The sequence below is a fragment of the Sphingobium sp. genome, from assembly GCF_036170395.1.
GTDB lineage: Bacteria > Pseudomonadota > Alphaproteobacteria > Sphingomonadales > Sphingomonadaceae > Sphingobium.
In genome coordinates, this window is sequence record NZ_JAVHPD010000046.1 from 22,274 (window position 1) to 34,366 (window position 12,093).

Sequence of the window (12,093 nt, forward strand, 5' to 3'; positions counted from 1 at the left end):
CCCCGGTATGCGCGCGATCAGGCCTTGGTCTTTTCTTCGGTCGGCGTCGGCGCGTCCTGCTCCGGCACGCGATGGCCCTCGATACGGGTCGCGGGCTTGGCGGGCGTCACCTCGTCGTCCTCGGCCATGCCCTTCTTGAAGCTCTTGATGCCCTTGGCAACGTCACCCATCAGGCCGGAAATGCGGCCGCCACCGAACAGCAGCATGACGACCAGGAGCACGATCACCCAGTGCATCAGCGAAAAGGAACCCATTTTTCAATACTCCTAGCAGAAGCCCTATCTAGGCCTCTTCATCGTCATTTTCCAGAACGGATTGGCCGGCCAGACCCTCCAGCGCCAGATCGACCGGATCGAGCAGGCCGGCGGCGCGCAGATCGTCCATCCCCGGCAAGTCCCGCCGGCTGCTAAGCCCGAAATGTGACAGAAATTCGAGCGTGGTCGCGTAGATGAGCGGACGGCCCGGCACTTCGCGCCGGCCAGCGGGGCGGACCCAGCCCGCCTCCATCAGCACGTCGAGCGTCCCCTTGGCGACCTGAACGCCGCGGATCGCCTCGATCTCGGCGCGGCTGACCGGCTCATGATAGGCGATGATCGCCAGCGTCTCCATCGCCGCGCGGGACAGGCGGCGCATCTCGTCCTTCTCGCGGCGCAATATATGGGCGAGATCGGCGGCGGTCTGGAAATGCCAGCGCCCGCCCCGCTCGACCAGGTTGACGCCGCGCCCGGCATAATCGGCCTGAAGCGCCGCGAGCGCCGCGTTCAGATCGCCCGCCTCGCCGACATGCAGCTTGAGGTCGGCCGGCGTCAGCGGCGCTTCCGCCACGAACAGGGCCGCCTCCACCGCGCGACGGAAATCGTCGGGTTCCTGCGTCATAGCAGCGGCCCCGCCGGGTCGGCGGGCTGGTGCGCACGCAGATAGATGGGCGCGAAGATCGCCGCCTGGTCGATCTCCAGCCGCCCCTGTCGCGCCAGTTCCAGCGCCGCGACGAAGCTGCTTGCCAGCGCCGACTTGGCCCGCTCCGGGTCGAGCGCGGGCGGCAGGAAGGCTTCGAGCCGGGTCCAGTCGAGCGCCGCGCCGACGAGCGACCCGACCCGCTGGATCGCTTCATCAAGGGTCATCACCGGGCGCACCGCGATGGTGTGAACCACAGTGCGGGTGCGGGCGCGCACCTGGCCGTAAGCGGCGATGAGGTCATAGAGGCTCGCCTGCCACTGCGCCTTGCGGACGAGGCGCAGCCCTTCGGGCGCGCGGCGGCGGAACACGTCGCGGCCGATCCGGTCGCGCGCCATCAGCCGGGCGGCGGCGTCGCGCATGGCGTGGAGCCGCTGGAGCCGCAATTGCAGGCGGAGCGCCAATTCCTCGGGACTGGGATCGGGCTGCTCGGCCTTGGGCAGCAGCAGCGCGGATTTGAGGTAAGCGAGCCACGCCGCCATCACGAGATAGTCGGCGGCCAGTTCCAGCTTCAGCTGCCGCGCGCTGTCGATGAAGGCGAGATATTGTTCGGTGAGCGCGAGGATGGAGATTTCGCGCAAATCGACCTTCTGCCCCCGTGCGAGCGTCAGCAGCAGGTCGAGCGGCCCCTCCCAGCTGTCGAAGCTGACGGTGAGGGTGTGCGGCGAGGGGACGGCCGGGCTGGTGAAGAGGTCGTCCATTTACATCCTCCCCTGCAAGGGGAGGTGGCAACCCGAAGGGTTGACGGAGGGGTGTCGCCCTATCGAGAGCGGGACACCCCTCCACCACTTCGTGGTCCCCCTCCCCTTACAGGGGAGGAATGAGTTGGCCTTCACCCTCAAGCCGGCACCAGCCCCAGCAGCGTGTCGCGGGTTGCGAGCAACTCTTCGATCGGCGGCTGGTCCGCGCCGCACGTTACCGACGTCATGGCGCGGTCGAGCCGGGCGCGAGAGACGTCGGTGATGTCGGGCAGCCGCTCGGCGATGCCGATCATGTCGTCCATCCGCCCCCAGCAGTTGAGCGCGAGGTCGCATCCCGCCGCGACCACGCCGGCGGCGCGATCGGGGATCGTCCCGCTGAGCGCCTGCATGTCGAGATCGTCGGACATCAGCAGCCCGGTGAACCCGATCGAGTCGCGGATGATCTCGCCGATGATCGCGGGCGACAGGCTGGCGGGCCGCTCGGCGTCCCATTCGGTATAGACGACATGGGCGGTCATGCCGATCGGCGCGTTCCGCAGCGTGCGGAACGGCGCGAGATCGGTTTCGAGGGCGTTGAGATTGGCGTCCACCACCGGCAGGTCATGATGGCTGTCGACCATCGCGCGGCCGTGCCCCGGCATATGCTTGATGATACCGACGACGCCGCCCTCGGCCAGCCCCTCCAGCGTCGCGCGGCCCAGCGCGGCGACGCGCATCGGGTCGGCGCCCAGCGTCCGGTCGCCCATGATGTCGCTCGCGCCCTCCTGCCGCACGTCGAGCAGCGGCAGCGCATCGACGCTGATGCCGACCTCCGTCAGCATCAGCGCGATGGCGCGGGCATTGGCGCGCGCAGCGGCGATGGCGCTCGACGGCGCGAGGTCGTAGAGCCGGTCGAACGCCGCGCCGGCGGGGAAAGCGGGCCATATCGGCGGCTGCATGCGCGCGACCCGGCCGCCCTCCTGATCGATCATGACGAGCAGGTCGTCGCGGCCATGCAGGCTTCGCAGATCGTCGGTCAGAGCGCGCAGTTGCGCCCGATCGACGCAGTTGCGCTTGAAGAAGATATAGCCCGCCGGCTCCGCCTCTGCGAAGAAGGCGCGCTCATCAGCGGTCAGATTCTCGCCGGAAAGGCCGAAGATTACCGGTTTCATGGGGCCGATGGTAGCGGCTGCGGCCGGCCCTGTCGAAGGGCTTTGTGCGCCTCAGTTCACCACGATGCAGCTTTCGCCCGCGACCTTGAGCTTGCCGCAGATCATAGCCGCCTGCCCGCCGGCGCTGGCGCGCAGGCGATAGACGGTCCCGCCGCCGACCTGCGCCGGTTCGACCGAGGTAGCGAGCGGGGCGAGATAGGCGAAGCGCTTGGAGAGCTTCGCCCATGCCTCGTTCGCGCCCTTTTCGCTGCCATATGCGCCGAGCTGGATCAGGCCACCCCCAACGACCGCCCTGGGCGCGGCGGCGGGGCGCGCGGCCGATTCGTCGGCGACGCGCGCGGTCAGGCTGGGCGCGGCCTTGGTCGGCGCAGGCTTGGCCGGAGCGGGCGCGGGGCGGGTCGCGGTGATCGGCGCTTCGGGCACGCGGCTGGGATCGATGCGGCCGTCGCGCGTGACGCCTTCGCTCGCGGCGTAGCTGGCATCGCCCTCGCCGTCGAACTTCTTGGCGTCCGCCTCATTGGCGGCGATCTTGTAGTCGCCCGCCGGCGCGGCGATCAGCGTGCCCTCGCCCGCCGTGCCGCCCCCGGTCCGGTCCTTCACCAGCCAGACGCCGCCGACCACCGCGCCGATCAGGACGAGGCCGAGCAGAATGAGGCCGAGCAACCGCAGCGGCGAGATGCGCTCGTCGTCCGTATCGTCCACCGCCGGTTCGAGCCAGGGCAGGCGATCCTCATCATCGAGGTCCAGCCGTCCGCGCGCATAATCGCCCATAGTCTTCAGCGCCTCACTGCATTTCCGTCAAAGCGGTGACGCCCATCAGCGCCAGCCCGTTGCGGATAATCTGCCCTATTCCGCGACTTAGGAAAAGCCGCGTCGCGGTGAGCGCCGGATCGTCGGTAAGAATGACGCGGGCGCGGGGATCGTCATTGCCCATATTCCACCAGCCATGGAAGGCGGAGGCCAAGTCATTGAGATAGAAGGCGATCCGGTGCGGTTCGCGGGCCTGCGCCGCACCGTCGACCACGCGCGGGAACTGAGCGGCGAGCTTGACAAGGGCCAGCTCCGCCGTCCCAAGCAGGGACAGGTCGGGCGCGGGCAGATCAAGCCCCGCCTCTTCCGCGCGCCGGCCGAGCGAGGAAATCCGCGCATGAGCGTACTGCACATAGAAGACCGGATTGTCCTTGGACGCCTCCACCACCTTGGCGAAATCGAAGTCCATCTGGGCATCGGCCTTGCGCGTCAGCATGGTGAAGCGGACGACATCCTTGCCGACTTCGCGCACGACATCGGCCAGCGTCACGAAATTGCCGGCGCGCTTGGACATCTTCACCGGCTCGCCGTCGCGCAGCAGGCGGACCATCTGGATGAGCTTGACGTCGAACCGCGCCCGCCCTTCCGTCAGGGCGGCGACGGCGGCCTGGATGCGCTTGACCGTGCCGGCATGGTCCGCGCCCCAGATGTCGATCAGCTGGTCGGCCGACTGCGCCTTCTGGAAATGATAGGCCATGTCCGCGCCGAAATAGGTCCATGCCCCGTTTGACTTCTTGATCGGCCGGTCCTGATCGTCGCCGAACCTGGTCGAGCGGAACAGCGGCAATTCCACCGGCTCCCAATCGTCGGGCAATTCGCCCTTGGGCGCTTCCAATACCCCGTCATAGACGAGATCATGCGCGCGCAGCCAGGCTTCGGCCTCATCGGGCTTGCCCGCCGCCTGCAATTCGGCTTCGGACGAAAAGATGTCGTGATGGATGCCGAGCAACGCCAGGTCGCTGCGGATCATGTCCATCATCCGCGCTACGGCGAAGGTGCGGAACAGGACCAGCCAATCGGCTTCGGGCGCGCCGATGAAGCGGTCGCCATATTCGGCGGCCAACGCCTTCCCCACCGGCACCAGATAGTCGCCGGGATAGAGCCCTTCCGGGATCGCGCCGACATCCTCGCCCAGCGCTTCCCGGTAGCGCAGATGCGCCGAGCGGGCGAGTACGTCGACCTGGCCGCCCGCGTCGTTGATATAATATTCGCGGATCACCTTATGCCCGGCATATTCCAGCAGCGTCGCGAGCGCGTCGCCCACCACCGCGCCCCGGCAATGGCCCATATGCATCGGGCCGGTCGGGTTGGCGGAGACATATTCGACATTGACGGTGACGCCCTGCCCCGCGTCCGACCGGCCATACTCATCGGCGTCGGCATGGATCGCCGCCAGCTCCGCGCGCCAGGTCGCGTCGGTGAGGCTGAGGTTGATGAAGCCGGGGCCGGCGATGGCGGCGCTCTCGACCTCATCGAGCGCCTGGAGCTTCGCGACGATCACCTCGGCCAGCGCGCGCGGGTTTGTGCCGGCAGGCTTGGCCAGCACCATCGCCGCGTTGGTGGCAAGGTCGCCATGGCTCGCGTCGCGCGGCGGCTCGACCGTCACGGGCTTGCGGTTGAGGCCGGCGGGCAGCACGCCTTCGGCCTCCAGCGCGTCCAGCACGGCGTCGAGATGAGCGGTGAAACGGGTGTAAAGGGACACGGAAATTTTCCTTGAAACAGAAAGGCGCTGCCGCGCGCTTCATGTTCCCCGGCGAAGGCCGGGGTCCAGTTCAGACCGTGGAACTGGACCCCGGCGTTCGCCGGGGAACAGCTCCTTGCGGGCTTTTGGTCAACAGCCCTTCGCCGCCGCTCAGCCCGAACGGATATGGTTCAATGGGCGTCAGCGCGTCGCATTATATCGGAGCTGGTCCTGAGTCAGGTTGAAGCCCACGAGCAGTTCGAAGCTGGTGCGTTGCAGCGCCGCCTTGACGTCGGGCTGGGCGAAGGGGTCGATCGCGGCGTCGGCGTCGCCCGCCTTGCGCTTCTGGGCGATTTTTGCCTGGATGTCGGCGGGCAGGGTCGCCGCGCTCTTGTTGACATAGGAGCCCGCCTTCGCCTGCGCGCTGGCGCGATAGTCGCCCGGCGCGAAATTGAGCGTTACCTGGCCGATCCGCTTGGCGACGACATTGGTGCCGCCCTGCACCACGGCGGAGAAATAGGGCAAGGTCACCTGCCGCGCGGCGCTGGCGTCGCTGCGGCGGGCATTCACGGTGAAGCTCGCCTCGGTATAGAATTGCGCGCCATCGGCGCAGGTCGAGCGCAGGTTGGTGATGTTCGCCACGACATCGATCGCTGCCGCGTCGGTGCTGCCCGCCGGATTGAACAAGGTGATGTCCCCGGTCTGCGCCGGGATCGCCGCCACCGGACAGGCCGACCGCACCGCGACGATGCCGCCCGACGCATCAATCTCCCCCCGGCGCGAGCAGCCCGCCAGAGCCAGGGCCAGCATTGCGGTCAGGGCTACAGATGACAGTTTCACTAGGCACATATTCCTTCGATCGGGCCGCATGGCCGACGCTTTGCGCTTCCTTATCCATCCCCCGGGCCCCGCGCAACCTATAGGCTCTTTCTTCACGGGCGACATTGGCTTAAGCGCCGGAGCATGACGCAAGCGCCCGCCAGCCGCCGCCCCATGACCCTGCTGATCGCCGCGCCACGCGGCTTTTGCGCCGGGGTCGATCGCGCCATCATCATCGTCGAAAAGGCGATCGAGAAATATGGCGCGCCCGTCTATGTCCGGCACGAGATCGTCCACAATAAATATGTGGTGGACGGGCTGAAGGCCAAGGGCGCGATCTTCGTCGATGAACTGGATCAGGTGCCCGACGGCGTGCCGGTCGTCTTTTCCGCCCATGGCGTGCCCAAGGCGGTGCCGGCGAAGGCCGAGGAGCGCGGCCTCGACTATCTCGACGCCACCTGCCCGCTGGTCAGCAAGGTCCATCGCCAGGCCGAGCGGCAGGTCGATGCCGGCCGCCACATATTGTTCGTCGGGCACCGGGGTCATCCCGAGGTCATCGGCACTTTCGGCCAGGTGCCCGAAGGCTCAATGACACTGATCGAGACGGTCGAGGATGCCGAAGCCTTCCAGCCCGCCGACCGCGACAATCTCGCTTTCCTGACGCAGACCACCCTGTCGGTGGACGATACCGCCGCGATCGTCGCGGTGCTGGAAACGCGCTTTCCCACCATCGCCGCGCCCAAGGGCGAGGATATCTGCTACGCCACGTCCAACCGCCAGACGGCGGTGAAGGCGATCGCCGCGCGCTGCGATGCGCTCTACGTCATCGGCGCGCCCAACAGCTCCAATTCGCTGCGGCTGGTCGAAGTGGCGGAGCGCGAGGGCACGCGCGCGCGCCTCATCCAGCGGGCGGACGAGATCGACTTCGACTGGCTGGCCGACGTGCGGACGCTGGGCCTGACCGCCGGCGCCTCCGCCCCCGAAATATTGGTGCGCGAGGTCGTGGACCGCATCGCCGAACGGTTCGATGTGACCGAGGAACAGATCGAAACCGCGCGCGAAAGCATCGCCTTCAAACTGCCGCGCGGGCTTGAGGCCGCCTGATCCATGGCGGTCTATACCCATGTCCCGGCAGAGGACATTGACGCTTTCCTTTCCCGCTATGATGCCGGGCGGCTCGTGTCGGCGAAGGGCATTGCGGAGGGCGTGGAGAACAGCAATTATCTGCTGGAAACCACCGGCTCGGACGGGCGCGGCCACCGCTATATCCTGACCCTCTACGAAAAGCGGGTGGACGAGGCCGACCTGCCCTTCTTCATGGATCTGCTCGATCATCTGGGCGCGCGCGGATGCCTCGTCCCGCGCTTCATCGCCGATCGGGAGGGGCGGCGCTTGCAGCAGCTCGCCGGCCGCCCAGCCTGCCTGATCGAGTTTCTGACCGGCATCAGCGTCACCGAGCCGACCCCGGCGCAGGCGTGCGCGGCGGGCGCGGCGCTGGGCGAATTGCATCGCGCGGCGCAGGGCTTTGGCGGCAGCCGGCGAAACGCGCTCGACAAGCAAGGCTGGCATGGGCTAGCGGACAAATGCGGCGCGGATTTCGACCAGATCGCGTCGGGGCTTGGCGAGCGGGTGCGCCAAGAACTAGCCTTTTTGGACGCGCACTGGCCGGCCGACCTGCCGCAATCGGTGATCCACGCCGACCTGTTCCCGGACAATGTGCTGATGCTGGGGGACCGGGTCACGGGCCTGATCGACTTTTATTTCAGCTGCACCGATATCCGCGCCTATGATCTGGCGGTGACGCACAGCGCCTGGGTGTTCAGCCATGACGGCGCGCGTTGGTTCGGCGACCGGGCGGCGGCGTTGGGCGCGGGCTATGGCGAGACGCATGGCCTGACCGATGCGGAGCGTGCCGCCTTTCCGATCCTGTGCCGGGGCGCGGCTTTGCGCTTCCTGCTGACCCGCGCCTATGACTGGATCAACACGCCCGCCGACGCGCTGGTGACGCGGAAAGACCCGCTTGCTTATCTGCGGCGGCTGGACTTCTACGCCCAGGCCGACGCGGCGGAGCTGCTCGGCGCATGAGCGATCTTCCGCAGGTCGAGATTTTCACCGACGGCGCGTGTAAGGGCAATCCCGGCCCCGGCGGCTGGGGCGCAGTGCTGCGCTTCGGCGAGACGGAGCGAGAGATTTCCGGCGGCGAGGCGCAGACGACCAACAACCGCATGGAGATGATGGCCGCGATTGAGGCGCTGGGGCAGCTCAAGAAGCCGTGCAAGGTAACGCTCTACACCGACAGCAAATATGTGATGGACGGCATCACCAAATGGATCTTCGGCTGGCAGAAGCGCGGCTGGCGGACGGCGGACAACAAGCCGGTGAAGAATGTCGAGCTGTGGCAGGCGCTGATCGCCGCCGCCGCGCCGCACACGGTCACCTGGCAATGGGTCAAGGGCCATGCAGGCCATTCCGAAAATGAACGCGCCGACAAGCTCGCCTGCGCCGCGGCGGAAGGGTATCGGAAGTAGCGTAGGAACGCGCCTTCCTTCCCGGTAAGGGAAGGTGGCTCGCCAGAGGCCAGACGGAGAGGAGCCCCGCTGTCGAGGGGGTTGAGCAGGTCGGTCATGGCCCCGGCATGACCTCCGCGTCGATCAGGGCAGTCAGCTGATCCGCAAGCTGACACTGTCCCTGCCCAACCTCAATACGATGCCCGCCGTCCAACTCGTCTGCCGCGATAAGCGGGCCATCGATGCCGCCAAAGCCTGTCGCGAGCTAAGCTGAGAAGGCCTATGCCAAGCGGGCACGCCATGACTGGTTGCGTACGCAGGCCATCCAGCAACTTCCGCAAAAACCCAACTCCGCACCGATCCTCTGTAACGGAAGAGGAGGAGTCCTGGTCAATGCAGCCCGGTCTCAATTCATCGCCAGGATCATGTTCCGCACCTGCGGATAGACCTGATTTTCCCATTTGCTGCCCGAAAAGACGCCATAATGGCCGACGCCCGGCTGGAGATGGTGGCGCTTGAGATGCGGCCGCAAGCCCGTGCACAGCGCATGGGCGGCCGAGGTCTGGCCGACGGCGCAGACATCGTCCTTCTCGCCCTCCACCGTCAGCAGCGCGGTCTTGCGGATCGCGCCGGGATTGACCTTGCGCCCGCGCACGGTGAGTTCCCCCTTCGCCAGCAACGTCCGCTGGAACACCATGTCGACGGTTTCGAGGTAGAATTCCTTGGTCATGTCGAGGACGGCGAAATATTCCTCGTAGAAGCCCTTGATCTTGTCGGCCTCCACTTTCTTGCCGTCTGCCAGCAACTGGTAAAGTTCGCGATGCTGCGCGCCGTGCCGCTCCAGGTTCATCGACATGAAAGCCGACAGCTGGAGGAAACCCGGATAGACCTCCCGCCCGCGCCCGGCGTAACGGAAGGGCACGACCGAGATCAGATTCTCCTCGAACCATTCGATCGGCTTTTCGTTGGCAAGGTCGTTGACGGCGGTCGGCGCGGCATTGGGATCGATCGGCCCGCCCATCAGCGTCATGGAGCGCGGCGTCGCCTTGTCGCCATCTTCCGACATCATCGCCACGGCAGCAAGCGCGGGGACGCAGGGCTGGCAGACCGACACGATATGCGCGCCCTCGCCCAGTTCCTGCACGAACTGGATCACATAATCGACATAGTCGTCGAAGCCGAAGCGCCCCGCCTCCAGCGGCACGTCGCGCGCATTCTTCCAATCGGTGATGTAGACATCATGGTCCTGGAGCAATGTTGCAACCGTGCTGCGCAGCAGGGTTGCGAAATGGCCTGACATCGGCGCTACCACCAGCACCTTGGGCTGCGGCGTTTCGACGTCGTCCTTGGCGAAGTGAAGCAAATCGCCGAAGGGCAGCGCCATCGCGATCTCCTCCCGCACTGGCACCTGCGCATTGCCGCACTGGACCATGTCGATGCCGTAGGCGGGGCGGCGATGGGTGAGTTTCGCGCCCTGGAACACGTCCATCAGGGCGAACATACGGCGCGGCATGGCCCATTCCGCCATCGGCCCCATCCGGTCCCGCATGGCAAGCGCCCATTGCGCGCCGAGGCGGGCGGGAAGCAGCATGTCGTTCCAGGCCTGATAGCCGCTGTAAAGCATCCGCATCGTCGTAAATTTGCCCTATACCATCGTCGCCAACCGAATCGGCCGTTCCAAACAAACGCTATACATGCATTTTGTGTTGCACCGCATCATCATAAATGTGAGTTAATGGAGAGAGCGGGAGGCAAGCCATGGCAGTCGCGGAACTCACCCTGTCCAGTAAAAATTATTCGTCCTGGTCGCTCCGGGGCTGGCTTTTGTGCCGGCTGGCGGGGCTGAAGGTGCATGAGACGATCGTCGCCCTGGACGACCCGGAGAATCGCGCGGAACTGCTGCTCCTCTCGCCGTCCGTGCTGGTGCCGCGCCTGACACATGAAGGGGCAAGCGTTTGGGACACGCTGGCGATCGCGGAATATCTGCATGAGCTGTATCCGCAAGCGGGCATGTATCCCGCCGACCGGATTGCCCGCGCGCATTGCCGGTCGGTGTCGGGCGAGATTCATTCGGGCTTCGCCAACCTCCGTTCCGCGCTGCCGATGAACCTCAAGGTGCGGCATGTCCGCTTCCCGATCTTCTCGGGCGCGAAGCCCGACATCGACCGGGTCGAGACGATCTGGCGCGAATGTCTCGAAAGCTATGGCGGCCCTTGGCTGTTCGGAGACAAGCCGACTGTCGCCGACGCGATGTTCGCCCCCGTTGCGCAGCGTTTCCTCACCTATGCCGTCCCGGTATCGCAGAGCGCGGCCGCCTATTGCCAGACGATCAACAGCTGGCCGCTGATGCGCGAATGGATCGACGCGGCCCGCGCCGAGCCGGAAGAGATGATCGAGCTGGAAGTCGAATTCTAGATATTCAGGGGCGCAGGTCGGCCAGCCATGCGCCGATCATCGCCCGCCCCGCCGCAACCGCGCCCGGCCCATGGGTCGCATGGTCGCGCCGCAGCGCGTTAACGCATTGCCGGGCGGTGTCGAGATCGGCCCAGAAATGGGTCAGCCAATCCTCGAAGCGCGGGTCTTCGCCCATTTCGGCATGGAATTGCAGCGCCAGCAGGTTGCTTCCCCGCCGGAACGCCTGATGCGCATAGCTGTCGGTCGAGGCGAGCAGTTCGACCCCGGCCGGCAGGTCGAACGTGTCGCTGTGCCAGTGCAGCACCGGCACCGTATCGAGATGGCGCAGCGGCGAGGTCGCGCCTGCCGCGTTCAGCTGGACCGGCGCGAAGCCAAGTTCCATCCGCCCACCCGGATAGACGGGCGCGCCGAGCGCCGCCGCGATCATCTGACTGCCCAGGCACACGCCCAGCGTTGGCCGGTCGGCGGCGAGCCGCGCGGCCAGCTTCTCGATCTGGAGGCTGATCCAGGGATGGCGATCGGTCTCATAGACCCCCATCGGCCCACCCATCATGATGAGCAGGTCGGGGCTGCACAGATCGACATCGGCAAAATCGGCGCTGGCGACATCGACACGGTCAATCTGATAGCCCGCCGCCTCGATCGGCTGGAGATAACCGGCCGCGCCTTCGCGCGGGACATGACGGACGATCAAGGCTCTCTTCATTGCTGACCGAACGAATAGACAATGAACCCTGCCGACACCAGCCCAGCCTTTCTTGGCTGTAGGCAAACCCAGCTATGGCGTGGGGACTTGCCGCTCTTTGCGGCTCCGCCACAGAGCGACAAAACCGATCGCGCTCCAGATGATGTTGAGCGCCATCGACGGGATCGCGCCATGCCACCAGGTATTGAGCACGAAGAAGCCCGCGCCGATCGCATTCATGAGCTGGAAGGCCAGCGACGTACCCGAAAGCCGGCCGGTCGAGACGCCGACATAGGCGCCCAGCACCAGCAATGCGCCGGTCCAGCCGACGATTTCAACGAACAGCGCCATTCGGCCCCCGCATGAAAAG

Annotated in this window: 14 protein-coding genes; 4 read left to right on the forward strand and 10 right to left on the reverse strand. The window is 66.3% G+C overall.

Annotated elements, in window-relative coordinates; all coding sequences use genetic code 11:
* Nucleotides 1-17: 17 nt before the first annotated feature.
* From V2B31_RS12035 to V2B31_RS12065, 7 genes are all read right to left on the reverse strand, one after another.
* Nucleotides 18-254, reverse strand: coding sequence for a twin-arginine translocase TatA/TatE family subunit (locus V2B31_RS12035; RefSeq protein WP_328278753.1), 237 nt, complete (start codon nt 252-254; stop codon nt 18-20).
* 28 nt (nt 255-282) lie between these two features.
* Entirely contained in the window at nt 283-876 is a 594-nt protein-coding gene (scpB, locus tag V2B31_RS12040) for an SMC-Scp complex subunit ScpB (protein WP_328278755.1), read from the reverse strand.
* Nucleotides 873-1,655, reverse strand: a complete 783-nt coding sequence (locus tag V2B31_RS12045; RefSeq protein WP_328278757.1) for a segregation and condensation protein A — start codon at nt 1,653-1,655, stop codon at nt 873-875. Before V2B31_RS12045 ends, scpB begins: the two co-directional genes overlap by 4 nt.
* A 137-nt stretch (nt 1,656-1,792) precedes the next feature.
* Complete coding sequence (gene nagZ / locus V2B31_RS12050) at nt 1,793-2,806, reverse strand: beta-N-acetylhexosaminidase (RefSeq protein ID WP_328278759.1); 1,014 nt, start codon at nt 2,804-2,806, stop codon at nt 1,793-1,795.
* A gap of 51 nt (nt 2,807-2,857) precedes the next feature.
* Nucleotides 2,858-3,577: an SPOR domain-containing protein gene (locus V2B31_RS12055; protein ID WP_328278761.1), complete on the reverse strand. Its 720-nt coding sequence runs from the start codon at nt 3,575-3,577 to the stop codon at nt 2,858-2,860.
* Between the two features lie 13 nt (nt 3,578-3,590).
* Nucleotides 3,591-5,318, reverse strand: a complete 1,728-nt coding sequence (argS, locus tag V2B31_RS12060) for an arginine--tRNA ligase (RefSeq protein ID WP_328278763.1) — start codon at nt 5,316-5,318, stop codon at nt 3,591-3,593.
* Nucleotides 5,319-5,498: 180 nt separating this feature from the next.
* On the reverse strand, nt 5,499-6,107 hold the full coding sequence (locus V2B31_RS12065; protein ID WP_328278765.1) for a hypothetical protein: 609 nt from the start codon (nt 6,105-6,107) through the stop codon (nt 5,499-5,501).
* 153 nt (nt 6,108-6,260) lie between these two features.
* On the opposite strand from V2B31_RS12065, the gene ispH reads away from it, so the two are divergent.
* The 3 genes from ispH to rnhA are packed head-to-tail and all read left to right on the forward strand — an operon-like array spanning nt 6,261 to nt 8,644.
* Complete coding sequence (gene ispH, locus V2B31_RS12070; RefSeq protein WP_328278768.1) at nt 6,261-7,220, forward strand: 4-hydroxy-3-methylbut-2-enyl diphosphate reductase; 960 nt, start codon at nt 6,261-6,263, stop codon at nt 7,218-7,220.
* Nucleotides 7,221-7,223: 3 nt separating this feature from the next.
* Complete coding sequence (gene thrB / locus V2B31_RS12075; RefSeq protein ID WP_328278773.1) at nt 7,224-8,201, forward strand: homoserine kinase; 978 nt, start codon at nt 7,224-7,226, stop codon at nt 8,199-8,201.
* Nucleotides 8,198-8,644: a ribonuclease HI gene (gene rnhA, locus V2B31_RS12080; RefSeq protein ID WP_328278777.1), complete on the forward strand. Its 447-nt coding sequence runs from the start codon at nt 8,198-8,200 to the stop codon at nt 8,642-8,644. Before thrB ends, rnhA begins: the two co-directional genes overlap by 4 nt.
* 385 nt (nt 8,645-9,029) lie before the next feature.
* Here the strand turns inward: rnhA and V2B31_RS12085 are convergent, their stop codons facing one another.
* A complete protein-coding gene (locus V2B31_RS12085) occupies nt 9,030-10,253 on the reverse strand; it encodes a polyhydroxyalkanoate depolymerase (RefSeq protein WP_328278780.1) in 1,224 nt (407 codons plus the stop codon).
* 128 nt (nt 10,254-10,381) lie between these two features.
* Between V2B31_RS12085 and V2B31_RS12090 the strand changes: the two genes are divergently transcribed.
* Nucleotides 10,382-11,038, forward strand: coding sequence for a glutathione S-transferase (locus V2B31_RS12090; RefSeq protein WP_328278784.1), 657 nt, complete (start codon nt 10,382-10,384; stop codon nt 11,036-11,038).
* Between the two features lie 4 nt (nt 11,039-11,042).
* On the opposite strand, the gene V2B31_RS12095 is transcribed toward V2B31_RS12090, so the two are convergent.
* Nucleotides 11,043-11,744: a glutamine amidotransferase gene (locus V2B31_RS12095; RefSeq protein ID WP_328278788.1), complete on the reverse strand. Its 702-nt coding sequence runs from the start codon at nt 11,742-11,744 to the stop codon at nt 11,043-11,045.
* Nucleotides 11,745-11,816: 72 nt separating this feature from the next.
* Nucleotides 11,817-12,074 (reverse strand): CBU_0592 family membrane protein, encoded by a 258-nt coding sequence (locus tag V2B31_RS12100; RefSeq protein ID WP_328278792.1) that lies wholly within the window; start codon nt 12,072-12,074, stop codon nt 11,817-11,819.
* Nucleotides 12,075-12,093 lie beyond the last annotated feature (19 nt).

Coding starts and splice junctions, on each gene's coding strand:
- V2B31_RS12035 (WP_328278753.1), bottom strand. CDS start 254: ATGGGTTCCTTTTCGCTGATGCACTGGGTGATCGTGCTCCTGGTCGTC.
- scpB (WP_328278755.1), bottom strand. CDS start 876: ATGACGCAGGAACCCGACGATTTCCGTCGCGCGGTGGAGGCGGCCCTG.
- V2B31_RS12045 (WP_328278757.1), bottom strand. CDS start 1,655: ATGGACGACCTCTTCACCAGCCCGGCCGTCCCCTCGCCGCACACCCTC.
- nagZ (WP_328278759.1), bottom strand. CDS start 2,806: ATGAAACCGGTAATCTTCGGCCTTTCCGGCGAGAATCTGACCGCTGAT.
- V2B31_RS12055 (WP_328278761.1), bottom strand. CDS start 3,577: ATGGGCGATTATGCGCGCGGACGGCTGGACCTCGATGATGAGGATCGC.
- V2B31_RS12065 (WP_328278765.1), bottom strand. CDS start 6,107: ATGCTGGCCCTGGCTCTGGCGGGCTGCTCGCGCCGGGGGGAGATTGAT.
- ispH (WP_328278768.1), top strand. CDS start 6,261: ATGACGCAAGCGCCCGCCAGCCGCCGCCCCATGACCCTGCTGATCGCC.
- thrB (WP_328278773.1), top strand. CDS start 7,224: ATGGCGGTCTATACCCATGTCCCGGCAGAGGACATTGACGCTTTCCTT.
- rnhA (WP_328278777.1), top strand. CDS start 8,198: ATGAGCGATCTTCCGCAGGTCGAGATTTTCACCGACGGCGCGTGTAAG.
- V2B31_RS12085 (WP_328278780.1), bottom strand. CDS start 10,253: ATGCGGATGCTTTACAGCGGCTATCAGGCCTGGAACGACATGCTGCTT.
- V2B31_RS12090 (WP_328278784.1), top strand. CDS start 10,382: ATGGCAGTCGCGGAACTCACCCTGTCCAGTAAAAATTATTCGTCCTGG.
- V2B31_RS12095 (WP_328278788.1), bottom strand. CDS start 11,744: ATGAAGAGAGCCTTGATCGTCCGTCATGTCCCGCGCGAAGGCGCGGCC.
- V2B31_RS12100 (WP_328278792.1), bottom strand. CDS start 12,074: ATGGCGCTGTTCGTTGAAATCGTCGGCTGGACCGGCGCATTGCTGGTG.